The organism is Cupriavidus sp. BIC8F (assembly GCF_032465815.1).
In the GTDB taxonomy this organism is placed as follows: domain Bacteria; phylum Pseudomonadota; class Gammaproteobacteria; order Burkholderiales; family Burkholderiaceae; genus Cupriavidus; species Cupriavidus necator.
Genome location: NZ_CP136094.1, coordinates 3,564,213 through 3,587,557 on the forward strand (window position 1 = coordinate 3,564,213; position 23,345 = coordinate 3,587,557).

The following is a 23,345-nucleotide window of genomic DNA, read 5'->3' on the forward strand; positions in this document are numbered from 1 at the left end:
CCCGTCCTGGTCCACCTCCCCCAAAGTTGAAATCATGAAGATCTCGGATCGCCTTGCCGCTTTCTCCCGCCTCGATCTGGTCGGCGCGGCCACGCCCGTGCAAAAGCTTGACCGCCTGTCCGGGATGGTCGGGCGCGATATCTACGTCAAGCGGGATGACACCACACCACTTGCGTTTGGCAGCAACAAACTGCGCAAGCTTGAGTTCCTGGCGGCTGACGCCTTGCGCCAGGGCGCCGATACGCTGGTAACGGCCGGAGCCATACAGTCGAATCATGTCCGGCAGACGGCCGCGCTGGCGGCCCGTCTTGGGCTACGCTGCAGCGCGTTGCTGGAAAACCCGACCGGCACGGCAGACGGCGACTACCTGCACAGCGGCAACCGCCTGCTGCTCGATTTGTTCGACGCACAGGCCGAGCCGGTTACCAGTCTCGACAACGCCGACGCACAGTTGCAAGCCCTTGCGGAACGGCTGCGTGGCGAGGGGCACAAGCCCTATGTCATCCCGATCGGCGGGTCCAATCCTCTGGGGGCATTGGGCTATGTACGTGCCGGCCTGGAGCTGGCGCAGCAAGCCGAGGAGATGGGTCTTGCATTCTCGGCGGTCGTGCTGGCGTCCGGCAGTGCCGGAACCCATGGCGGGCTTGCGTTGGCGCTCGCACACGCGATGCCGGATACACCGGTCGTCGGCGTCACCGTGTCGCGCAGCGTCGCGGCGCAAACGCCGAAGGTGGCTGGGCTGATCGAAGGGACTGCCGCGCTGCTCGATGTCGAGGTGCCGGCAGGGCTGAAGGTCGAGCTGTGGGACGAGTACTTCGCACCTCGCTATGGTGAGCCCAACCAGGCGGGGCTGGAGGCCATCCGCATCCTGGCAGGAACCGAAGGTGTGTTGCTCGATCCCGTCTATACGGGGAAGGCGATGGCTGGCTTGCTCGATGGCGTCGCGCGCGGGCGTTTTGCTTCGGCTGGCCCGGTGTTGTTCCTGCATACCGGTGGTGCGCCGGCGTTGTTTGCGTATCGCAATGCAATCAACACCGGCCCGAGGGACTAAAGCGGGGACGGAGGGGGAGTCGACACCACCGCCCAGCCCCAACGCGGCAACGCGAAGCGTGGAGCGAAAAGACAAGGCGCCTCGAGGGCGCCCTGTATGCTCGATTAAAAGCGGATTACACGTTACTCCCACTCAATCGTCGCCGGCGGTTTCCCCGACACGTCATACACAACCCGGTTCAGGCCACGGACTTCGTTAATGATCCGGTTCGAGCAACGGCCCAGCAGCGCATACGGCAGGTGTGCCCAGTGCGCGGTCATGAAGTCGGTGGTCTGCACGGCGCGCAGCGCGACGACGTAGTCGTAGGTGCGGCCGTCGCCCATCACGCCCACGGACTTGACCGGCAGGAACACGGCGAAGGCCTGGCTGGTGAGGTCGTACCAGCTCTTGCCGACCTGGTCCGGCTCGCACAGGCCCGCGGCGGCGTCCTGTTCGGTGGCGATGGTCTTGCGCAGTTCTTCGATGAAGATGGCATCGGCGCGGCGCAGCAGGTCGGCGTAGTCGCGCTTGACCTCGCCCAGGATGCGCACGCCCAGGCCCGGGCCCGGGAACGGGTGGCGGTAGACCATTTCCGGCGGCAGGCCCAGGGCCACGCCCAGCTCGCGCACTTCGTCCTTGAACAGGTCGCGCAGCGGCTCCAGCAGCTTCAGGCCCAGCGTCTCCGGCAGGCCGCCGACGTTGTGGTGGCTCTTGATGGTGGTGGCCTTCTTGGTCTTGGTGCCGCCTGACTCCACCACGTCCGGATAGATCGTGCCCTGCGCCAGCCACTTGGCGTTGGACAGCTTCCTGGCCTCGGCCTGGAACACTTCAACGAACTCGCGGCCGATGATCTTGCGCTTCTGCTCGGGATCGGTCACGCCGGCCAGGTGGCCGAGGAACTGATCGGAGGCGTCGATATGCACGACCTTGGCGTGCAGGCGGCCGGCGAACATGTCCATCACCATCTTGCCTTCGTCCAGGCGCAGCAGGCCGTGGTCGACGAACACGCAGGTGAGCTGGTCGCCGATGGCGCGGTGGATCAGCGCCGCGGCCACCGACGAGTCGACGCCGCCGGACAGGCCCAGGATGACTTCTTCATCGCCGACCTGCTCGCGGATCTTGGCGACGGCTTCCGCGATATGGTCGTGCATGACCCAGTCAGGCTTGCAGCCAGCGATGCCGAGCACGAAGCGCTCCAGCATCTGGCGGCCCTTGGCGGTATGCGTGACCTCGGGGTGGAACTGCACCGCGTAGTAGCCGCGCGCCTCGTCGGCCATGCCGGCGATCGGGCAGCTGGGGGTGGAGGCCATCAGCTTGAAGCCCGGCGGCAGGCCGGCAACCTTGTCGCCGTGGCTCATCCAGACCTTGAGCATGCCATGGCCTTCCGGCGTGCGGAAATCCTCGATGTCCTTGAGCAGGTTGGTGTGGCCATGGGCGCGCACCTCGGCGTAGCCGAATTCGCGGTGGTCGCTCCACTCGACCTTGCCGCCCAGCTGGACGGCCATGGTCTGCATGCCGTAGCAGATGCCCAGCACCGGCACGCCCAGGTCCCACACGGCCTGCGGCGCGCGCAGCTGGTGGTCTTCATAGGTGCTGGCGTGGCTGCCCGACAGGATGATGGCCTTGGGGGCGAACTCGCGGACGAAGTCGTCGGAGACGTCGTTCGGGTGGATCTCGCAATAGACGTGCGCCTCGCGGACGCGGCGGGCGATCAGCTGCGTGACCTGCGAGCCGAAATCAAGAATGAGGATTTTGTCGTGCATGATGGGCCGATGGCGTGTCTTCCGGGATGGGCTCGGTCACGACTTCCGTGCCGGGGCCATAGCCCGGCGGCGGCGTGATGACCGGCTCGCGCCGGTATTCTGGGGTATTCGTTGGGCGCGCCGCGGGGGCGACGCCGGGTTCCTTGCGGACTTCCTTCTTGTTTTCCTGTTCCTGCAGTGCGCGCTCGGCCTTCAGCTGCCTCTCGCGATTGCGCACGCGCCTGGAAGCGGGAATCTGCACCAGCGCGAAAAACGCCAGCACCACTGCCATCACCGGCAGCCAGATCTTGCCCGCGCCGACCAGCGGCAGTTCCATGAACACTATCCAGGCAATGATCAGCACTGCGCTTGCCAGGTTCACATAGCCGGCCGTGCGCGCCACGGGCACCGTCAGCTGGCCGTTGAACGTTGCCTGCCACAGCAGCACGGCCAGGCCTACCAGTGCCACGCCCAGCAGCTGCCCGAACAGGGCGGGTTGCGGCTGCGGCAACTGCAGCGCCGCATACAGCGTGGTGAACGGGGACATCAACAGCAGGATGCCCAGCAGCAAATCCACCAGGGCATCAAAAAACAGCACGGCTCGCAGCAATACCTTCATTGGCGCTCCTCGTCATGGGCCTGGCCGATGGTGCGGCCGGCTGGTGTGGCCCACGTTCAGGCAACACCGGCGTGGCGAGCGGCCGGGCCGGATGGCATTCCGGTCAGGCGAAGGCGCCGCCCGCGGCAATGCGCCCTCGCCCCGACGATCTTGCGGCCGCGCACCGCCGCGAGGCGACGGGCGCAGCCGCTGCGCGTCAGTCGATATGGTAGTTCGGCGCTTCCTTGGTGATCTGCACGTCGTGCACGTGCGATTCACGCATGCCGGCTGCCGTGATCTGGACGAACTGGGCGCTCTCGTGCCAGTCGGCAATCGACTTGCTGCCGCAATAGCCCATCGAGGCACGCACGCCGCCGGTCAGCTGGTGGATGATCGCCATCACCGAGCCCTTGTAAGGCACGCGGCCTTCAATGCCTTCGGGGACCAGCTTGTCGACATTGGCGGTGTTGTCTTCCTGGAAGTAGCGGTCTGCCGCGCCATCCTTCATCGCACCCACCGAACCCATGCCGCGGTAGCTCTTGAACGAACGGCCCTGGAACAGGAAGGTTTCGCCCGGTGCTTCCTCGGTACCCGAGAACATGCCGCCCATCATCACGGTGTGGGCGCCGGCCGCCAGGGCCTTGGCCACATCGCCGGAGTAGCGCACACCGCCGTCAGCGATCAGCGGCACGCCGGTGCCCTTGAGGGCTTCGGCCACGTTGGAAACCGCCGTGATCTGGGGCACGCCCACGCCGGCAACGATACGCGTGGTGCAGATCGAACCCGGGCCGATACCGACCTTGACGCCGTCGGCGCCATGCTCGACCAGCGCACGCGCAGCATCGCCGGTGGCGATATTGCCGCCAACCACCTGCACCTGCGGGAAGTTCTGCTTGACCCAGCGGACGCGGTCAAGCACGCCCTGGCTATGACCGTGCGCCGTATCCACCACAATCACGTCGACGCCGGCCTTGACCAGCAGTTCGACGCGCTCGTCGTTGTCCGGGCCCACGCCGACCGCGGCGCCTACGCGCAGCTGGCCGTGGTCGTCCTTGCTGGCCAGCGGATTGTCCACGGCCTTCTGGATGTCCTTCACCGTGATCAGGCCGCGCAGCTCGAAGGCCTGGTTGACCACCAGCACGCGCTCAAGGCGGTGGCGGTTCATCAGGCGCTTGGCTTCTTCCAGCGTCGCGCCTTCGGCCACGGTCACCAGCTTTTCGCGGGGCGTCATCTTGGCGCGCACCGGGGCGTCGAGCTCTTCCTCGAAGCGCAGGTCTCGGTTGGTGATGATGCCGACCACGGCCTTGCCTTCCAGCACCGGGAAGCCGGAAATGCCGTGTTGCTGCGACAGCGCGATCACATCGCGGACCTTCATTTCCGGCGAAATGGTGATCGGATCACGCAGCACGCCCGATTCGTAGCGCTTCACGCGCGCAACTTCGCGGGCCTGGTCGGCGGGCTTCAGGTTTTTGTGGACGATGCCGATACCGCCGGCCTGCGCCATGGAAATCGCCAGGCGGGCTTCCGTCACTGTGTCCATCGCCGCGGATACCAGCGGGATGTTCAGTTCAATGGAGCGGGTCAGGCTGGTGCGGAGGGAGACATCCCGGGGAAGGACGGCCGAATAGGCCGGGACAAGCAGCACGTCATCGAATGTGAGTGCTTTCTGGACAAGACGCATAGCAAATCCTCTAGGCGCAAAACCGAATTATACAGGAATGCGCGCTTTGCTGATGCACTGCAACGGGCTTTCCTGCGGGCTTTCCTGCAAGCGGTCTGCTATGCTCGTCGTCCTTTTATTCGGGCGAAGCGAAGCATGGGAATCGGCGTATTGTGCGGGCTGCTGGCGGGCGCCTTCTGGGGCATGGTCTTTATCGCCCCCAAGCTGCTGCCCGTGTTCTCGCCGTGGGAGCTGGCCATCGGCCGCTACCTGGCCTACGGGCTGGTCGCCTTCGTGGCCGCGCTGCCGCTGATGAAGCGCATCGCCCGCAAGCTGACCCGGGCGGACTGCGTGGCGCTGCTGCGCCAGGCCTTCACCGGCAACCTGCTCTACTACGTGCTGCTGGCCTTCGGCGTGCAGCTCGCCGGGGTGGGCCCCACTTCCCTGATTATCGGCATCCTGCCGATCTCGGTCACCATCATGGGCCGGCGCGACCACGGCGCCGTGCCGCTGTCGCGGCTGGTGTGGCCCCTGCTGGTGGTGGTGGCCGGCATCGCCTGCATCAACATCGACCTGTTCGGCGGCGGCCAGAGCGCCCACGCGGCGGCAGCCGGTGCGGCAGTCCGGCCGGTCTGGCAGAAACTGGCCGGCGTTTGCTGCGCGGCCGGCGCGCTGGTCTGCTGGACGCTCTACGCGGTCGATAACGCACGCTACCTGCAGCGCAACCCGCAATACAGCGGCAATGAATGGTCGGCGCTGTACGGGTTGTCGACCGGCGCGGTGTCAGCGGTGCTGGCCGTGATCGGCTGGCTGCTGGCGGGCGACACGCTGACCGCGGGCGACAGCGGCCGTGACTGGCAGTGGTTCTGGATGGTCAACGCCGCGGTCGCGCTGGGCGCGTCGCTGATCGGCAACAACCTGTGGAATATTGCCAGCCGGCGCCTGCCGCTTACGCTGTCGGGCCAGATGATCGTGTTCGAGACGCTGTTCGCGCTGGCCTACGGCTTTGTCTTCGATCACCGCTGGCCGCGGCCGCTGGAAATCGCCGCCATTGTGTTGCTGATGGTCGGCGTGGCCTGGTCGGTGCGCTTGCACGCCACCGACAAGTCTGCGTAGACTAGCGAACGATGGCGCGGGGATCACACACGCCACGAACAACAGCTTCACCAGGGTCAAACCGGCGCTACGCACCTGATACCAGGCGGGCGCCAAGCCATCGCCGCGGCTGTCCTGCCGCGGCATCGCCATGCGCGCAGCCGGCGGCCCAGCACGATTCAAGCCGCACCAGTTACTTCCAAGTCACTTTAAGACGCCTCGCCATGAAACGATCGTCCGCGCTGTGCCTGCTTGCCGCCGCCACTCTCGCCGTTCCCGTCCAGGCCCTTGCCTACTGGCAATGGCGCGACGCCAACGGCCGCATGGTCTACAGCGACGTGCCGCCGTCGGCGGCGGCAGCCAAGGTGCTGCGCGCGCCGGGCCGCTTTGCCGGCGAGTTCCAGCCGGTGGAGGCCGCCAATCCCACGGCGCCCGCCCCTGCTGCCCCCGCTCCGGCCAAAGCCGCGGCCAAGCCCGCCGCGGCCCCGGCGCCGACGGCCGAAGAAGCCTTCCAGAAGCGCCGCGAGGCCAGCCTGAAAGCCGCCACCGAAGAGGCCCGCAAGGAAAGCGAGGCGGCCGAGCGCGAGGCCCGCTGCGCCCAGCTGCGCAGCTACGCCAACGGCCTGCAGCAAGGCATGCGCGCCGCGGTGGCGGGTCCGGACGGCTCGCTGCAGCACCTGAACAGCGACCAGCGCCAGGCCGAGATGCTCAAGACCAACGCCAGCCTCGAGAAGAACTGCAGCTGAAGTCAAAGAAAAACGGGGCGCACCGGCCCCGTTTGCATGCCTGGCAAGCTCGGCTCAACCGCTGCCGCGCAACCACTTCTGGCCTTCGCGCGTGCCGCCCGCGCGCTGCTTCTGCACCCGCTTGCGGCGTGCCTGCTTGGGATCGGCGGTCAAAGGCCGGTAAACCTCCACGCGGTCGCCTTCGCGCACCACCGTCTCCGGCGTCTTGAGCTTGCCGAAGATACCCACCCGCATGGTCGACGGGTCCACCTCCGGACAGGCCTGCTGCAGCCCGGAGCCGACGATGGCCGCGGCAATCGTGGTGCCGGCAGGCACGTCGATCTCCTTCAGGAAAACGGTATCGGGCCGCGCATAGCAGACCGCGATATGCACCGTCCCCGCGCCGGCGTCAGTTGGCGACATAGACCACCTCGGCCCGCTTGACGAAGGCGTCGACAAAGGTATTGGCAATCATGCTGAAGACCGGGCCGATGATTTTTTCCAGCAGCAGGCTGGAAAACTCATAGTGCAGATGGAATTCGATCTTGCAGGCGTCTTCGCGCAGTGGCGTAAAGCGCCACGCGCCGTTGAAGGTCTTGAACGGCCCGTCGGCAAAGGTCATGTCGATGCGGGTGGGGCGTTCCTGCGTATTGCGGGTGTGAAAGAACTGCTGGATCCCTTTGAAGTGGATATGGATCTTGGCGTCGAGCATGGTATCGGTCTGCTCGAACACCTCCACGCCACCGCACCATGGAAGGAACTTGGGATAGTCCTCCACGCGCGTGACCAGGTCGTACATCTGCGCGGCCGAGTAGCCGAGCAGTACGGATTTATGGACGTCTGCCATGTATGGGAAAATCTGGCTTGCGGCCATGCCGCACGCTATGCGCGGCAGCATGAGCCGGTACCGGGGCTGGTTTGCTAAAATGCCAATTTTAGCCGACGCTGGCGCATGGCGGCACCTCGCCATGCGGCACTGCAGCGATCCGGCCGGATTCCACTCATTGTTCCCCCACCCGCACGCATGACCATCGCAGACAACAAAAAGGCCTTTTTCGACTACTTCATCGAAGAGCGATATGAGGCCGGGATCGTGCTGGAAGGCTGGGAAGTCAAGGCGATCCGCGCCAACCGCGTGCAGATCAAGGAGGGCTACGTGGTGGTGCGCGACGCCGAGATGTTCCTGATCGGCGCCCATATCAGCCCGCTGCAAAGTGCCTCCACCCACGTCAATCCCGACCCGGTGCGCACCCGCAAGCTGCTGCTCAAGGCCGACGAGATCAAGAAGCTGATCGGCAAGGTCGAGCAGCGCGGCTACACGCTGGTCCCGCTGAACCTGCACTACACGCGCGGCCGCGTCAAATGCGAGATCGGCCTGGCCAAAGGCAAGAAGCAGTTCGACAAGCGCGAGACCGAGAAACAGCGCGACTGGCAGCGCGAGAAGGCCCGCATCATGAAGGGCGACGCCAAGGACTGAGCCCGGCGCCGCGCTGCCGCGGCGTGTCCGTCAGCCCCCTCAGGCAGCCTTCTGCTGCCCCTTCACGATCTGCAGGGCGGACGCGATCATGCTGCTCATCTCGCCCATATTGCCCGGCACGATCAGCGTATTGCCCTGCTTGGCCAGGTTGCCGAACGCGGCCACGTATTCCTCGGCCACCTTCAGGTTGACCGCATCCATGCCACCTTCGGTGCGGATCGCATTGCCGATCTTCTGGATCGCCTGCGCATTGGCCTCGGCCACCGCCAGGATCGCGCTCGCCTCGCCCTGCGCCCTGTTGATGGCGGCCTGCCGCTCGCCCTCTGACTTCTGGATCGCCGCCTCGCGCGCGCCCGTGGCCAGGTTGATCTGCTCTTGGCGCTTGCCTTCCGACGCGGCGATCAGCGCGCGCTTTTCGCGCTCGGCGGTAATCTGCGCCTGCATCGCGTGCAGGATCTCCTTGGGCGGGGTCAGGTCCTTGATCTCGTAGCGCAGCACCTTGACGCCCCAGTTGGCGGCAGCCTCATCCAGCGCGTTGACCACGCTGTGGTTGATGAACTCGCGCTCCTCGAAGGTCTTGTCGAGCTCCAGCTTGCCGATCACCGAGCGCAGCGTGGTCTGCGACAGCTGCGTGATCGCCACCACGAAATTGCTCGACCCATACGATGCCTTCATCGGGTCCGTGACCTGGAAGTACAGCACGCCATCGACCTGCAGCTGGGTGTTGTCCCTGGTGATGCAGACCTGGCTGGGCACGTCCAGCGGGATTTCCTTGAGCACGTGCTTGTAGGCGACGCGGTCGACGAACGGCACCACGATCGACAGCCCCGGCGTCAGCGTCGCATGGTAGCGGCCGAGGCGCTCGAGCACCCAGGCATGCTGCTGCGGCACGATCTTGATGCCCTTGGCAATCAGCACGATAACGGCAATGAGGATGATCAGCGGCAACAAACCAAGCTGAAATGCGAGCATGTAACGACCCTCCAGACAAAAGACAGCAGTACGGAGCCGCCAGGCGGCGGCAGGCGGATCGCAGCGCAGCAATTGCCGCGCCGCGCCGCGCAATAAGACAGGGTTTCAGCGGGGAGACACGACCAGGGTGCTGCCGCGCACCGCGACGATGCGGTAGCGGCCTGGCGCGGCGGCACAATCGGGCGCCAGCTCCACGGTCCAGTCAGCGCCGCGGTACGGCACGCGGGCACGCCCGTTGGCGTCCCAGCCGGGCACGTCGAGTTCCTGGCCGATATCGAGATTGACGTTGGGATCGGCAGCGGCGTTGCCGCGCCGCAGCTTGCCAAAGCGGGTACGGCGCAGCCCGGCGATCAGCACCGCCGCGACCAGCGCTGCCACCAGCGCCTGCGCGGCCGGCGACAACCCCAGCAGGGCCCCCACTCCGCCCGCGGCCAGCCCCACCGCCACCATCAGCAGGTAAAAGGTGCCGGTGTTCAGCTCTATGATCACCAGCGCGACCGCTGCCACGAACCAGATGTAGTACGCCATCCAAGCCCCCGTTCGTCCAGAGACATCCCGAAAAGTAAAAACCCCGCAGCGCCTTTCAGCGTCTGCGGGGCAGTAGCAACACCTGACGCAGGGCCGGTGCCTGCCGGCTGCCAGAAGGCGCCGGCAATATCGTTATTGTGACGTCAAATGCTTCAGGAAGCCAGCTTTTGCCAGGTCTCGACCACCGAGTCCGGATTCAGCGAGATCGACTTGATGCCTTCCTTGGTCAGCCACTCGGCAAAGTCCGGATGATCCGAAGGGCCCTGGCCGCAGATGCCGACGTACTTGTTCAGGCGGATGCACGCCTCGATGGCGCGCGACAGCATGAACCGCACTGCCGGATCGCGTTCGTCGAAGTCCTTGGCCAGCAGTTCCATGCCCGAATCGCGGTCCAGGCCCAGCGTCAGCTGGGTCAGGTCGTTCGAACCGATCGAGAAGCCGTCGAAGTACTGCAGGAACTCTTCAGCCAGGATCGCGTTGGACGGCACCTCACACATCATGATGACGCGCAGGCCGTTTTCGCCGCGCTTCAGGCCGTGCTTGGCCAGCAGCTCGATGACCTTGGCAGCCTGGCCCAGCGTACGCACGAACGGCACCATGATCTCGACGTTGGTCAGGCCCATTTCGTCGCGCACGCGCTTCATGGCCTTGCATTCCATCTCGAACGCTTCGGCGAAGTCGTCGGCGATGTAGCGCGAGGCGCCGCGGAAGCCCAGCATCGGGTTTTCCTCGTCCGGCTCGTAGCGCGAACCGCCGATCAGCTTCTTGTACTCGTTGGACTTGAAGTCCGACAGGCGCACGATCACGGGCTTCGGGTAGAAGGCCGCGCCGATGGTGGCGATGCCCTCGGCCAGCTTGTCGACATAGAACGCGCGCGGGCTGGCATGGCCGCGGGCCACGCTTTCCACGGCCTTCTTCAGGTCGGCATCGACTTGCGGGTAGTCGAGGATGGCCTTCGGGTGGACGCCGATGTTGTTGTTGATGATGAATTCCAGGCGGGCCAGGCCGACGCCGCAGTTCGGGATCTGCGCGAAGTCGAAGGCCAGCTGCGGGTTGCCCACGTTCATCATCAGCTTGACGTCGATTTCCGGCATGTCGCCACGCTGGACTTCGGTCACTTCGGTTTCCAGCAGGCCGTCGTAGATGCGGCCTTCATCGCCTTCGGCGCACGACACCGTCACCAGCGTGCCGTCCTTCAGCACGTCGGTGGCGTCGCCGCAGCCGACCACGGCCGGCACGCCCAGTTCACGCGCGATGATGGCCGCGTGGCAGGTACGACCGCCACGGTTGGTGACGATGGCCGAGGCACGCTTCATCACCGGCTCCCAGTTGGGGTCGGTCATGTCGGCCACCAGCACGTCGCCGGGCTGCACGCGTTCCATCTCGGACGGGTCGTTGATGACGCGCACCGGGCCGGTGCCGATCTTCTGGCCGATGGCGCGGCCGCTGGTCAGCACGGGCGCGGTGCCCTTGAGCTTGAAGCGCAGCTCTGCCTTGCCCGCGGACTGGCTCTTCACCGTTTCCGGGCGGGCCTGCAGGATGTAGATCTTGCCGTCCTTGCCGTCCTTGCCCCACTCGATGTCCATCGGGCGACCATAGTGCTTCTCGATGATCATCGCGTACCTGGCCAGCTCGGTCACGTCGTCATCGGTGATCGAGTAGCGGTTGCGCAGTTCGGTGGGCACGTCGACGGTCTTGACGCGGCCGGCTTCGCCCGGCTTGGTGAATTCCATCTTGATCAGCTTGGAGCCGATCGAGCGGCGGATGATCGGGTACTGGCCGGCCTGCAGCGTCGGCTTGAAGACGTAGAACTCGTCCGGGTTGACCGCGCCCTGCACCACCGTTTCGCCCAGGCCGTAGCTGGAGGTGATGAAGACCACGTCGGGGAAGCCGGATTCGGTGTCGATGGTGAACATCACGCCCGAAGAGGCCAGGTCCGATCGCACCATGCGCTGGATGCCGGCCGACAGCGCCACCACGTCATGGGCAAAGCCCTTGTGCACGCGGTAGGAAATGGCACGGTCGTTGTACAGCGAGGCGAACACGTGCTTGATCTTGTCGAGCACGTCGTCGATGCCGCTGACGTTCAGGTAGGACTCTTGCTGGCCGGCGAACGAGGCGTCGGGCAGGTCTTCGGCGGTGGCCGACGAACGCACCGCGAACGAGGCCTCGGCGCCTTCGCGCTCGGCCACGCGGGCGTAGGATTCACGGATTTCCTGTTCCAGGCGCGGCTGGAACGGCGCGGAGGCGACCCACTCGCGGATCTCGGCACCGGCCTCGGCCAGGGCCTTGACGTCGTCGACGTTCAGGGTCTTCAGGCGCTGGGAAATGCGCTCGGTCAGGTTGTTGTGGGCAAGGAAGTCGCGGAAGGCGAGCGCGGTGGTGGCAAAGCCGCCGGGAACCCGGACGCCGGCTTCCGCCAGCTGGGAGATCATCTCGCCCAGCGACGAATTCTTGCCGCCGACGATTTCCACGTCAGCCATGCGCAACTGCTCGAACGGCAGCACATAGGCGCCGTTATCTGCCTGGTTAGTCATGAGAGCCTCAAAACAAAGTAGAAAACTTGTTGCGCATGGCCCGGTTGTTGTTGGCGTTCTGTTCCCGGACCAATGATCGCTTGGCTAAGCAACCCCGAACTGGCGCTGCGGACCTGGCGCTACGGCTCTCATCGCGTAGCGCACATTGTCAACAATTCCGAGGCTGTTTGTTGCACGCGCGTGCACCCCGCAGAATTGCTTAGCGAAAAGATCGCCGCTATTCTACCGTGCTGCGCCGCACTTTTCTGCGGAAGATTGAATCTATTTATTAACGCGCCATCCCCATGTGCGCCATCCCCATGTCCCTGCCAGAAGCGCCCGGAACGGCGACACCCGGGTCCCAGCCTGGAACGCAGCCTGAATCTCCCTCCGCTCCCACGCCCCAGCCCAGCGAGCGCCCTGCGGTCCGCACCGTGTTCATCGTCTCGGATGGCACCGGCATCACGGCGGAGACGTTCAGCCACTCCATCCTGGCCCAGTTCGAGATGCGCTTCCGCAAGGTGCGCATGCCCTTCGTCGATACCCCGGAAAAGGCACATATCGCCGTCGGCAAGATCAATGAGGCATTCCACAACGAAGGCGTGCCGCCCATTGTCTTCACTACGCTGGTCAACCAGGAAGCGAACAAGGCACTGCGCCGCGCCAAGGCGATGATCCTGGACATGTTCCAGACCTTCATCGAGCCGCTAGAGAAAGAACTGGGCCTGAAGTCCACCCATGCCATCGGCCGCTTCCACCAGAATGCGGACACCGAGGCCTACAAGAACCGGATCGAGGCGATCAACTTCTCGCTGGCGCATGATGACGGCCAGTCACACAAGAACCTGGAAGAAGCCGATGTGATCCTGGTGGGCGTGTCGCGCAGCGGCAAGACCCCGACCAGCCTCTACCTGGCCATGCAATACGGGCTGAAGGCGGCCAATTACCCGCTGATTCCCGACGATTTCGAGCGCGGCCGGCTGCCATCGGCGCTGTATGCGTTCAAGCCGAAGATCTTCGGCTTGTCGATCGATCCGCAGCGCCTGACCGAGATCCGCAACGAGCGCCGCCCCGGCAGCAAGTATGCAGCGCTGGAAAACTGCCGCTATGAGGTCAACGAGGCCGAGGCGATGATGCGGCGCGAAGGGATCAAATGGCTCTCTTCCACGCACAAATCGATTGAAGAGATCGCGACCACGATCCTGCAGGAGATCAAGGTCGATCGCGACAACTACTGAGCAAAAAGCGGCCGTTCAGGCCGCTTTCTCCTTGCGCTGCCGGCGCAGCCTCAGGCGGCGCGCCGCTGGCGCACTGCCTCGAACAGGCAGATCGCGGTCGCCGCCGCCACATTCAGCGATTCCAGCCCGCCCGGTTGCGGGATGCCCACCTTGCACGTGACGTGTGCCATCCAGCCGTCGCTGACCCCTGCCCCCTCATTGCCGACCACCCAGGCCACCGGCCCGCGCAGATCGGTATCGAACACCGCGGCATCGGCATGCGACGAAGTCGCCAGCAGCGGCACCGCGAGGCGGGGCGCCAGCGACTCAAGCGTGCAGTGCTCGACGATATTCAGGTGAAAGTTGGCACCCATGCCGGCACGCAGCGTCTTGACCGACCAGGCAAAGGCACAGCCAGTGGCAAGGAAGGCATGCTCGATGCCGGCGGCGGCCGCGCTGCGCAGGATCGACCCGACATTGCCGGCATCCTGCACCCCGTCCAGGATGATGCAGTCTTGTTCGATGCGCGCCGGCAGGTGGCCGACCGGCGTCTCGATCACCAGCATCAGGTCGATGCCATTGACCACGCCGCTGATCTGCGTGAACAGTGCATCGGCCAGCACAACCACGCGCTCGGCCTCGATCAGCGCCAGCACTGGCGCCACCTCGGCGTGGTCATAGTGGCGCTCTGACACCAGGCAGGTGACGGGCTGGCCGCGTGCTGCGACGTAGGCCTGCGCCAGGTGCACGCCGTCGAGCAGCGACTGCCCGGCCTTGCGGCGTTGGTGCGTGGAAGTGGCCAGGGCCTTCAAATGCTTGAACAGCGCGTTGTCGCGCGAGGTGACGTGCTTCACGATGCGGGGATGAGGTAGGTGCGCTTCACTGCGCGACCGTGACCGAAACCGAGGCGGTGACCTCAGTCACTTCGGCCACTGCGGTCATGCCGGTGAACATGGGCCGCTGCTCCAGCGCCTCGCGCACGGGCGCAAATGATCGGCGGTGGTGCGGCGTGGCGCCGAACTCAGCCAGCGCGGCCAGGTGCTGCGGCGTGCCATAGCCGACGTGCGAATCGAAGCCGTATTGCGGATAGCGCTCGTGCAGCAACATCAGTTCGCGGTCGCGCGCCACCTTGGCCAGGATCGACGCGGCCGAGATCGCCCTGACCAGCGCATCGCCCTTGACGATGGCTTCCACCGGGAACGGCACCTGCGGGCAGCGGTTGCCGTCGACCTGGACCAGGTCCGGCACGATGCCGCTGGCGGCCAGTCCCTGCACGGCACGCTGCATTGCCAGCATGCTGGCGTGCAGGATGTTGAGCGCGTCGATCTCCTCGACCGTGGCGAAGGCAATATGCCAGCCCAGCGCGCGTTCGCAGATCTTGTCGTAGAGTTGCTCGCGCTTGGCGGCGGTCAGGATCTTGGAGTCAGCCAGGCCGCGGATCGGACGCTTCGGATCCAGCACCACGGCGGCGGCATAGACCGGCCCGGCCAGCGGTCCCCTGCCCGCTTCATCGACGCCGCACAGGCGCTGCACGGCGGCAGCGGCCGGGGCAAGATCCAGCCCCATCTGCGGCGATTCAGCATCGCGACGCGCCATCAGACGGTCCCCCGGCTGTGCATCAGGTCCACCACCACATCGGCGGCCAGTTGCGCGGTATTGCACTTGAGCGTCTCGTGCATGCGGGTGAAATGCTCGTAGAGGAAGGCGGTGTTGCCCTCGTCGTTGAGCTGCAGCAGCGTTTCGCGGGCCAGCGCCTCGGGCGTGGCATCGTCCTGCAGCAGTTCCGGCACGACGAAGCGCCCTGAAAGGATATTAGGCAATCCCACGTACGGCAGGTAACCCTGCCGCTTCATGATCTGCGCGGTCAGCCAGGGCACCTTGTACGAGATCACCATGGGCTTCTTGTACAGCGCCGCTTCCAGCGTGGCGGTGCCGCTGGCCAGCAGTACCACGTCGGCCGCTTCCATCGCCTGGTGCGACTTGCCGTCGACGATGGTCAGGCGCAGTTCGGGATACTGCGCGTGCAGCGCTTCGATAATGGCGCGCAGCGGCGGGCTCGCCGCGGGCAGCACGAACGCCAGGTTCGGGTCCATGCGCTGCATTTGCGCCATCGCCGCAAAGAAGGTGGCGCCAAGGTTGCGTACCTCGGACTGGCGGCTGCCCGGCAGCACCGCCACCACCCGGTGCCCGGCGGGCAGGCCGAGCTCGGCGCGGGCACCGGCGACGTCAGGCACCATCGGGATCACATCGGCCAGCGGATGGCCCACGTAGGTCGCGGGAATGCCGGCCTTGGCGTAGATCTCCGGCTCGAACGGGAACAGGCACAGGATGTGGTCGACCGCGCGCGCGATGGTGCGGATGCGCCCGCCGCGCCAGGCCCAGATCGACGGGCTGACAAAATGCACCACCGGGATGCCGGCACGGCGCAGCGGCACTTCCAGGCCGAAATTGAAGTCCGGGGCGTCAACCCCGATAAAGCACTGCGGCGGATTGGCCAGCAGCCAGTCGCGCACCGCGCGCCGCGTGGCCAGGATCTCGCGCAGCGAGCCCAGGACCTCGACATAGCCGTTGACCGACAGTGTCTCCATCGGCCAGCGCGAGGTGAAGCCCTGCGCCATCATGCGCTTGCCGCCGATGCCGGCGTACTCGACCGTATCGCCCAGGCGGGACTGCAGCCCGCCCATCATCAACGATGCCAGCAGGTCGCCTGAGGCCTCGCCGGCCACCATGGCAATGGTGCCGCGCTGGTCCGCGGCGCTACCGTTGCCCGTGGGCAAGCCACCCCGAATTGCGGCGTCGACCATTGCGGTCCGGCCTCAGCGTACGATGCCGCGCTGGGTGGCGGCAAGGAAGTCGACAAACGCTTGCAGCGGCGCTGCCGTGCCTGCATCAGCCTGGCCCAGCAAGGCCACGATCTCGTTGCGCGCCTCGTCGAAGCTGAGGTCGGACTTGTAAAGCAGCTTGTAGGCCTGGCGCAGCGCGGCGATCTGGCCCGCATCGAAGCCGCGGCGGCGCAGCCCCTCGACATTGACACCGTGCGGCGTGGCCTTGTTGCCGCTCTTGTCGCTGGCGGCGATCACGAACGGCGGCACGTCCTGCACCAGCGCCGAGGCGCCACCCAGCATCGCATGGGCGCCGATGCGCACGTACTGGTGCACGCCGCTCATGCCGCCCAGGATCGCCCAGTCGCCCACTTCCACATGGCCGGCGATCTGCGCGTTGCTGGAAAACACGGTGTGGTTGCCGACCGTGCAGTCATGTGCGATATGCACGTAGGCCATGATCCAGTTGTCGTTGCCAAGGCTGGTCAGGCCGCGGTCCTGCACCGTGCCGGTGTGGATCGTGGTGAATTCGCGGATAGTGTTGCGGTCGCCGATCTCGAGCCGGGTCGGCTCATTGCGGTACTTCATGTCCTGCGGCACGCCGCCGACCGATGCGTAAGGGCCGATCGTGTTGCCCTCGCCGATCGTGGTGTAACCCTCGACCGTCGTATGCGAGCCGATCCGGGTACCGCTGCCGATCCGCACATTGGCGCCAACGATGGAGAACGGGCCGACGGTCACGTCGGATGCCAGCTCTGCCTTCGGGTCAACCAGTGCGGTGGGATGGATTTGCGTCATACGTCTGTCCTCTGGTGTGTCTGGTGAAGGATGGGCCCATGCGCGGGGCAAAGGTTCCCGTCCGGGCCGCTCGCACCCGTCAAACGGGGCGCGGCGGACGGCCTGCGGCGGTGCCGCGGGCCGTGCTCGGCCTCACTCGGCCTGCTTCACGGTGCACATCAGCTCGGCCTCGCAGGCCACCTTGTCGTCCACCGTGGCGAACGCCTTGAACTTCCAGATGCCGCGGATATAGCGTTCGACTGTCACGTTCATGTGCAGCTGGTCGCCCGGGTACACCACCTGCTTGAAGCGGGCCCCGTCGATGCCGACAAAGTAGTACAGCGCGTCTTCCTTGCGCTCCATGTCGGCGCCGAAGGTCAGCAGGCCGGCCGACTGCGCCAGCGCTTCCAGGATCATCACGCCAGGCATCACCGGATGCCCCGGGAAATGGCCCTGGAAGAACGGCTCGTTCATGGTGACGTTCTTCAGCGTCTTGATGCGCTTCTGCGGATCGAACTCCAGCACGCGGTCGACCAGCAGCATCGGATATCGATGCGGCAGCAGCTTGAGGATCTTGCGAATGTCGATGTCGGCTGCGGTCATGATGATTTCTCTTAGTCTTGTGAGGGTTGGGACCCGGCGGCCTGGCCGCGCAGGCGGCGTTCCAGCGCCACCACCCGTTCGCGCAGCCTGGTCAGGCCGCGCACGATGGCTGCATTGCGTTCCCACTCGCCGTGCGGCAGGAACGGGAAGACGCTGGTGAAATGCCCCCCGGGCTTGGTAATGGATTTGGTGATCGAGGTGCCGCCCGACACCGTGGTGCGGTCGGCAATATTCAGGTGGCCGGAAAAATTGGCCGCCCCGCCGATCACGCAGAAGCGCCCGATGCGCGTGCTGCCCGATACCGCGGCGCAGCCTGCGATGACCGTATGGGCCCCGACACGCACGTTATGCGCGATCTGCACCTGGTTGTCGATCTTGCAGCCGTCCTCGATCACGGTGTCGGCCATGGCGCCGCGGTCGATTGCCGTATTGGCGCCGACCTCCACGTCATTGCCCAGCACCGCGCGTCCCGTTTGCGGGATCTTGACGTATTCCACGCCGGTTGTGCTGATGTCCGGCGCAAAGCCAAAGCCGTCCGCGCCGATCACCACGCCGCTGTGCAGGATGGCGCGGGCGCCGACCACGCAATGGTGGTAGACCGAAACATTGGCATAGAGCAGCGAATCGTCGCCGATCTCTGCCTGCGCGCCGACATAGCCGTTGGCCAGGATGCGCACCCGCTCGCCCAGGCGCGCGCCGCGCTCGATGACCACGTTGGGGCCGATGTAGCACGAAGCCGGCACCACCGCGTCGGGCGCAACGGTCGCGCGCGGATCGATGCCGGTGCGGGTATCGGTGTTGGCCGCGCGGTCGAAACGCTGCGCCACGCGGGCAAAGCATACGTAGGGATTGCGCGCCACCAGCCAGTTGCGGCCGTCCGCCCTGCCCTCGGCGCGAACGCGCTCGAGGTCGGCTGCCGAGACAATCACGGCGCCGGCCTGCGAATCCAGCGCCTGCTGCAGGTAGAGCGGATTGGACAGGAACGAGAGCTCGCCCGGTCCGGCCTGGTCCAGGGGAGCCAGGCCGACGATCGCCAGGTCGGGGTCACCCACAACCTGCGCGCCGTTCTCGGTGGCGAGCTGACCCAGTGTGGGTGTCTGCATGGCGGTACTTCCTAAAAAAACGAAAGACGAAAGAACGTGAGAACCGGTGCGGCTTAGCGGGCGCCGGCGTTCAGCGCCTTCATCACGTCGTCGGTGATGTCGATGCGCGGGTTCACGTACACCGCTTCCTGCACGATCAGGTCGTACTTGCGCTGCTCGGCCAGCTGGCGGATCACGCGGTTGGCGCGCTCCAGCACCTGTGCCAGTTCTTCATTGCGGCGCTGGTTCAGGTCCTCGCGGAACTCGCGCTGCTTGCGCTGGAACTCGCGGTCCATGTCAGCCACTTCGCGCTGGCGGCGCTGGCGGTCGGAGTCGGCCAGCACGGCCGTGTCCTTGTCGAGCTTGTCGGCCATGCCCTTGATCTTCTGGGCCATGTCCTGCAGCTCGCGGTCGCGCTTGGAGAATTCCTGCTCCAGCTTGACCTGGGCAGCCTTGGCCGGCTGCGAGTCGCGCAGGATCCGTTCGGAGTTCACGGCGGCAATGCGCGCCTCCTGGGCCGAGGCCGGCACCGCGGCGCAGATGGCAGCCGTGGCGAGCGCGGCGGCGCCCAGGGATTTGACCAGTTTGGATGTTGTAATCATTTGAATCAGATCCTTTATCAGAATCAGAATGCCGTGCCGATCTGGAACTGGAAGCGCTGGACCTTGTCATTGGTGTCGCGTTTGAGCGGGAAGCCCATGCTGATCTTCAGCGGGCCAATCGGCGACAACCACGACATGCCAAAGCCGGTCGAGTACTTCAGCTCGCTGAAGCTCAGCGGCTGACCTTCCTGGTAGACATTACCGAAGTCAAAGAACGTGAACAGGCGCAGCGTGCGGTCCACGCCCGAGCCCGGCAGCGGGAAGATGAACTCGACGTTGCCGATCATCTTCGAGGCACCGCCCACCGGGTTGCCATTCTGGTCCTTCGGGCCCAGCGTGCTGGTCTGGTAGCCGCGCACCGAGCCGATACCGCCGGCGTAGAAGTACTTGAACACCGGGAACGGAGTGTTGCCATAGCCGTGGCCATAAGCGACTTCGCCGTTCAGTGCCAGCGTGAAGGACTTCGAGATCGGATAGAAGTACTGCTGCTGCACGCTGGCGCGGTAGTACTGCGTATCGCCGCCCGGCAGGCCGACTTCCAGGTTGGCCTGGGTGTACGGGCCCTTGGTCGGCACCAGCGCGCTGTCGCGGCGGTCACGTGCCCAGCCGATGGTGAACGGGAAGTTGTTGATGCCGTCGCCGCTCTGCTTGCCGATCTTGTTCAGCCAGTCGGTGTACTGGGTCGGCGTGTTGACCGACGTATATACCTGGGTCCGTTCGTAGCCGATGCCGAAGAACACCGTATCGACTTCCGAGAACGGCACGCCGAACTTGAAGCCACCGCCGGCGGACACGATCTTGTAGTCCTGGTCGCCGGTGTAGTACAGCGGGCGCGAAGTACGGTAGTAAATGTCGGTCGAGCGGCTGATGCCGTCCACCGTGAAATACGGGTCGTACTGCGTCAGCGCGATGGTACGGAACGACTTGGCGGTGTTCACGTCCAGGCCCAGGCTGGTGCCGGAGCCGAACACGTTGTCCTGGCGCAGGCCGGCCTGCAGCACCAGCTTGTCGGTGGACGAGAAGCCCACGCCCAGGCTGATCTGGCCGGTCGGCTTTTCAGTCACGTTGACGTTCACATCGACCTGGTCGGGCGCGCCCGGCACGTCTTCGGTGGTGATGTTGGTGTCGGTGAAGTAGCCGGTACGGTTGATACGGGCTTGCGACTGCGTGAGCTTCTCGCTGTCGAACCACGAGCTTTCCATCTGGCGCATCTCGCGGCGCACCACTTCGTCGCGGGTCTTGCTGTTGCCCACCACGTTGACGCGGCGCACGTAGACGCGGCGGCCCGGGTCGACCATCAGGGTCAGCGCGACTTCACGCTTTTCCTTGTCGATCTGCGGTTGCGGGTTGATGGTGGTGAACGCGTAGCCGTAGGTGCCCAGCAGGTCGGTGATGGCCTTGGTGCTCTGCGTCAGCTTCTCGGACGAGAAAATATCGCCCTTCTTCAGCTGCAGCAGTTTTTCCATTTCCTCCTGCTTGCCGAGCAGCTCGCCCGCCAGGCGCACGTCGGACACCTTGTACTGGTCGCCTTCCTTGATGTTCAGCGTCAGGAAGATGTCCTTCTTGTCCGGCGTGATCGACACCTGGGTCGATTCGATCGCGAACTCCAGATAGCCGCGGTTCAGGTAGAACGAGCGCAGCGCTTCCAGGTCGGCGGTCAGCTTCTGCTTGGAATACAGGTCGTTCTTGGTGTACCAGGACAGCCAGTTCGGCGTGGACAGCTGCATCTCGTCGCGCAGCGCGCTTTCCTTGAAAGCCTTGTTGCCGACGATATTGATCTGGCGGATCTTGGCGACCGGACCCTCTTCGACGTTGAACACGACCGAGACGCGGTTGCGGTCCACCGGCGTGATCGTGGTCTGCACGTCGGCGGCATAGTAGCCGCGCGCGACGTACTGGCGCTTGAGCTCCTGCTCGGCCTTGTCGATCAGTGCCTTGTCGTAGTAACGGGCTTCGGCCACGCCAACGGCACGCAGCGAACGGCGCATCGTGTCCTTGTCGAATTCCTTGATGCCGACGAATTCGAGCTGCGAGATCGCCGGCCGCTCTTCGACCTGGACCACCAGCACGCCTTCCTCGGCGCGGATCTGCACGTCCTTGAAGAAGCCGGTATTGTAGAGGGCACGGATGGCGTCGGCGCCCTTGTCGTCGGTGAAGGTTTCACCGACACGCACCGGCAGGTAGCCGAACACGGTACCCGGCTCGACGCGTTGCAGGCCCTCAACGCGGATGTCCCTGACGACGAACGGATCGGCAGCCCAGCCCGCCGGGCTCCAGGCTGCAATAACGGCACTCGCCAGCAAGCCCAGCGAAATGCGCTTATGTCTGATCAATGTTGATCCCCTCTTTGATTCCATCCAGGATTGCGCTCCGATGCCTTATTGGACTGCGCCTGGCAAATGGCGTCCCTGGCGACGGTGCCCGACGACACCACCGCCCCCTTGCCGACACACGTTTCTAGCCGTTCGCCAGAAACATTCGGCTGACGTCATTGAACAAAGCGAGCGAAGTCAGGAGCAAGATGCAAGCGATGCCAACCTTCTGCAGCATTGCCTGCCAGTGGTCTGGGACGGGCCGGCCAGTCAAAAATTCCACGCAATAATACAGCAAATGCCCCCCATCCAGAACCGGAATGGGTAACAAATTGAGTACACCAAGGCTTACGCTGACCAGTGCCAGGAAGCTGACAAAGGCCTGCAGGCCAAGGTTTGCGGCACGCCCCGCGTAGTCCGCCACGGTCAGCGGACCGCTCAGGTTCTGCAGCGAAGCCTGCCCCACCAGCATCTTGCCCAGCAGCTTGAGCGAGAGCGCGCTGGTGTCCCAGACCTGGCCGGCCGCGCGCACCAGTGCTTGGTCCGGCCGGTAGCGCACGGTTTCCATCTGCACCGCCTGGCTGAGCGCCGCGCCGAGCTTGCCCGCCGGCACCGGGGTGGCGCCGCTCGCGTGCTTGGCGCCATCACGCGCCACGGCGGTGTCGAGCGTCACCGGCACGTCCAGGCGCTTGCCGTCGCGCTCGATGCCCAGTGTCACGGTCTGGCCGGGCTGGCTGCGCACCGCCTTGATCAGCGCGCTGGCCTGCGTGAGCGGGCTGCCCTGCCAGGCAACGATGCGGTCGCCCTGTTTGAGTCCGGCGCGCTCGGCGGCCGAGTCCGGCAGCACCTCGGTGATCGTCACCGGCCCGCCTTTCAGGTTCAGGCCGAGCGTGGCCAGCGGATCCTGTTCGGGATTGCCGCCGGTATTGGGCAGGCGCGGCAGCGCGACGTCGCGCTCTGCCCCGTCGGCGCCGCGCACGCGCAGCACGGCGCGCGTATCGCCAAAGCCCTCGGCGAATACGGCCATGCGCAGGTCATTCCAGGAGCGCACCGCTTCGGTATGGCCATTGGCGGTCAGCGACAGCACCCGGTCGCCTTCGCGCACGCCGGCCTGCGCCGCCATGGTGCCTGCCGCGGGCGCGGCCACCACCGGCACGGGCTCGCGCATGCCGCCGGCAAAGAGCGCGAAATACAGCACGATTGCCAGCGCAAAATTGGCCAGCGGGCCAGCCGCCACGATCACGAAGCGCTTGCCGACCGGCTGGCGGTTGAAAGCCCGCGGCAGGTCGGCCGGGTCGATCGGCGTATCGCGCTCGGGATCGACCTCGCGCTCGTCCAGCATCTTGACGTAGCCGCCCAGCGGGATCGCCGCCACCGTCCATTCAGTCCGGTCGCGGCTCTTGGAAATCCAGCGCACCAAGGGCCGCCCGAAGCCGATCGAGAAACGCAGCACCTTCACGCCGCAGGCGCGCGCGGCGAGGTAGTGCCCCATTTCGTGCACATAGATCAGCACGCACAGGGCAACGATGAAAGCGAGTACGGTTTGCATGGAGTCGGGACGTCGGTAACGATGGCTGGACGGGCGCG

The 23,345-nt window shown here is 65.4% G+C and carries 22 protein-coding genes; 5 read left to right on the top strand and 17 right to left on the bottom strand.

Annotated elements, in window-relative coordinates; translation table 11 throughout:
• Positions 1-34: 34 nt before the first annotated feature.
• Complete coding sequence (locus RS901_RS16480; RefSeq protein WP_316149856.1) at positions 35-1,051, top strand: D-cysteine desulfhydrase; 1,017 nt, start codon at positions 35-37, stop codon at positions 1,049-1,051.
• Between the two features lie 122 nt (positions 1,052-1,173).
• On the opposite strand, the gene guaA is transcribed toward RS901_RS16480, so the two are convergent.
• From guaA to guaB, 3 genes are all read right to left on the bottom strand, one after another.
• The gene (gene guaA / locus RS901_RS16485; protein ID WP_316149857.1) at positions 1,174-2,793 is read right to left on the bottom strand and encodes a glutamine-hydrolyzing GMP synthase; all 1,620 of its coding nucleotides are present in this window, start codon (positions 2,791-2,793) and stop codon (positions 1,174-1,176) included.
• On the bottom strand, positions 2,768-3,391 hold the full coding sequence (locus tag RS901_RS16490; protein WP_316149858.1) for a hypothetical protein: 624 nt from the start codon (positions 3,389-3,391) through the stop codon (positions 2,768-2,770). Before RS901_RS16490 ends, guaA begins: the two co-directional genes overlap by 26 nt.
• A gap of 196 nt (positions 3,392-3,587) precedes the next feature.
• A complete protein-coding gene (gene guaB / locus RS901_RS16495) occupies positions 3,588-5,051 on the bottom strand; it encodes an IMP dehydrogenase (RefSeq protein ID WP_316149859.1) in 1,464 nt (487 codons plus the stop codon).
• 135 nt (positions 5,052-5,186) lie between these two features.
• On the opposite strand from guaB, the gene RS901_RS16500 reads away from it, so the two are divergent.
• Together RS901_RS16500 and RS901_RS16505 are read left to right on the top strand one after the other, a co-directional pair.
• Entirely contained in the window at positions 5,187-6,146 is a 960-nt protein-coding gene (locus RS901_RS16500; RefSeq protein ID WP_316149861.1) for a DMT family transporter, read from the top strand.
• A 203-nt stretch (positions 6,147-6,349) separates the two neighbouring features.
• A complete protein-coding gene (locus RS901_RS16505) occupies positions 6,350-6,871 on the top strand; it encodes a DUF4124 domain-containing protein (protein ID WP_316149862.1) in 522 nt (173 codons plus the stop codon).
• Positions 6,872-6,925: 54 nt separating this feature from the next.
• On the opposite strand, the gene RS901_RS16510 is transcribed toward RS901_RS16505, so the two are convergent.
• Entirely contained in the window at positions 6,926-7,273 is a 348-nt protein-coding gene (locus RS901_RS16510) for an RnfH family protein (protein ID WP_013956940.1), read from the bottom strand.
• On the bottom strand, positions 7,260-7,697 hold the full coding sequence (locus RS901_RS16515; protein ID WP_010809580.1) for a type II toxin-antitoxin system RatA family toxin: 438 nt from the start codon (positions 7,695-7,697) through the stop codon (positions 7,260-7,262). The genes RS901_RS16510 and RS901_RS16515 overlap by 14 nt, the downstream gene beginning before the upstream one ends.
• A 177-nt stretch (positions 7,698-7,874) precedes the next feature.
• Between RS901_RS16515 and smpB the strand changes: the two genes are divergently transcribed.
• Positions 7,875-8,327: an SsrA-binding protein SmpB gene (smpB, locus tag RS901_RS16520; protein WP_013956942.1), complete on the top strand. Its 453-nt coding sequence runs from the start codon at positions 7,875-7,877 to the stop codon at positions 8,325-8,327.
• 39 nt (positions 8,328-8,366) lie between these two features.
• Here smpB and RS901_RS16525 read toward each other — a convergent pair whose 3' ends face one another.
• The 3 genes from RS901_RS16525 to ppsA all read right to left on the bottom strand — a co-directional run bounded on the left by RS901_RS16525 (position 8,367) and on the right by ppsA (position 12,364).
• Positions 8,367-9,299 (bottom strand): SPFH domain-containing protein, encoded by a 933-nt coding sequence (locus RS901_RS16525; RefSeq protein ID WP_018309910.1) that lies wholly within the window; start codon positions 9,297-9,299, stop codon positions 8,367-8,369.
• Positions 9,300-9,404: 105 nt separating this feature from the next.
• The gene (locus RS901_RS16530) at positions 9,405-9,827 is read right to left on the bottom strand and encodes an NfeD family protein (RefSeq protein ID WP_316149865.1); all 423 of its coding nucleotides are present in this window, start codon (positions 9,825-9,827) and stop codon (positions 9,405-9,407) included.
• Between the two features lie 152 nt (positions 9,828-9,979).
• Positions 9,980-12,364, bottom strand: coding sequence for a phosphoenolpyruvate synthase (gene ppsA, locus RS901_RS16535; protein WP_316149867.1), 2,385 nt, complete (start codon positions 12,362-12,364; stop codon positions 9,980-9,982).
• A gap of 413 nt (positions 12,365-12,777) precedes the next feature.
• Here ppsA and ppsR point away from each other — a divergent pair, with 413 nt between their 5' ends.
• Complete coding sequence (gene ppsR / locus RS901_RS16540; RefSeq protein WP_010809585.1) at positions 12,778-13,581, top strand: posphoenolpyruvate synthetase regulatory kinase/phosphorylase PpsR; 804 nt, start codon at positions 12,778-12,780, stop codon at positions 13,579-13,581.
• 50 nt (positions 13,582-13,631) lie between these two features.
• Here the strand turns inward: ppsR and RS901_RS16545 are convergent, their stop codons facing one another.
• The 9 genes from RS901_RS16545 to rseP all read right to left on the bottom strand — a co-directional run bounded on the left by RS901_RS16545 (position 13,632) and on the right by rseP (position 23,307).
• The gene (locus RS901_RS16545) at positions 13,632-14,414 is read right to left on the bottom strand and encodes an RNA methyltransferase (protein WP_316149869.1); all 783 of its coding nucleotides are present in this window, start codon (positions 14,412-14,414) and stop codon (positions 13,632-13,634) included.
• 25 nt (positions 14,415-14,439) lie between these two features.
• Complete coding sequence (rnhB, locus tag RS901_RS16550) at positions 14,440-15,156, bottom strand: ribonuclease HII (protein ID WP_410054124.1); 717 nt, start codon at positions 15,154-15,156, stop codon at positions 14,440-14,442.
• Positions 15,156-16,364: a lipid-A-disaccharide synthase gene (gene lpxB / locus RS901_RS16555; RefSeq protein ID WP_316149872.1), complete on the bottom strand. Its 1,209-nt coding sequence runs from the start codon at positions 16,362-16,364 to the stop codon at positions 15,156-15,158. The genes rnhB and lpxB overlap by 1 nt, the downstream gene beginning before the upstream one ends.
• A 12-nt stretch (positions 16,365-16,376) precedes the next feature.
• Positions 16,377-17,180 (bottom strand): acyl-ACP--UDP-N-acetylglucosamine O-acyltransferase, encoded by an 804-nt coding sequence (gene lpxA / locus RS901_RS16560; protein ID WP_013956949.1) that lies wholly within the window; start codon positions 17,178-17,180, stop codon positions 16,377-16,379.
• A gap of 132 nt (positions 17,181-17,312) precedes the next feature.
• Positions 17,313-17,762 carry a 3-hydroxyacyl-ACP dehydratase FabZ gene (gene fabZ / locus RS901_RS16565; RefSeq protein ID WP_013956950.1) on the bottom strand — a complete coding sequence of 150 codons (450 nt, stop codon included), beginning with the start codon at positions 17,760-17,762 and terminating at the stop codon, positions 17,313-17,315.
• An 11-nt stretch (positions 17,763-17,773) separates the two neighbouring features.
• On the bottom strand, positions 17,774-18,865 hold the full coding sequence (gene lpxD, locus RS901_RS16570) for a UDP-3-O-(3-hydroxymyristoyl)glucosamine N-acyltransferase (RefSeq protein ID WP_316149873.1): 1,092 nt from the start codon (positions 18,863-18,865) through the stop codon (positions 17,774-17,776).
• A gap of 53 nt (positions 18,866-18,918) precedes the next feature.
• Complete coding sequence (locus tag RS901_RS16575; RefSeq protein WP_013956952.1) at positions 18,919-19,446, bottom strand: OmpH family outer membrane protein; 528 nt, start codon at positions 19,444-19,446, stop codon at positions 18,919-18,921.
• A 23-nt stretch (positions 19,447-19,469) separates the two neighbouring features.
• Positions 19,470-21,803: an outer membrane protein assembly factor BamA gene (gene bamA, locus RS901_RS16580; protein ID WP_189374630.1), complete on the bottom strand. Its 2,334-nt coding sequence runs from the start codon at positions 21,801-21,803 to the stop codon at positions 19,470-19,472.
• 100 nt (positions 21,804-21,903) lie between these two features.
• Positions 21,904-23,307, bottom strand: coding sequence for an RIP metalloprotease RseP (gene rseP, locus RS901_RS16585; RefSeq protein ID WP_316149876.1), 1,404 nt, complete (start codon positions 23,305-23,307; stop codon positions 21,904-21,906).
• Positions 23,308-23,345 lie beyond the last annotated feature (38 nt).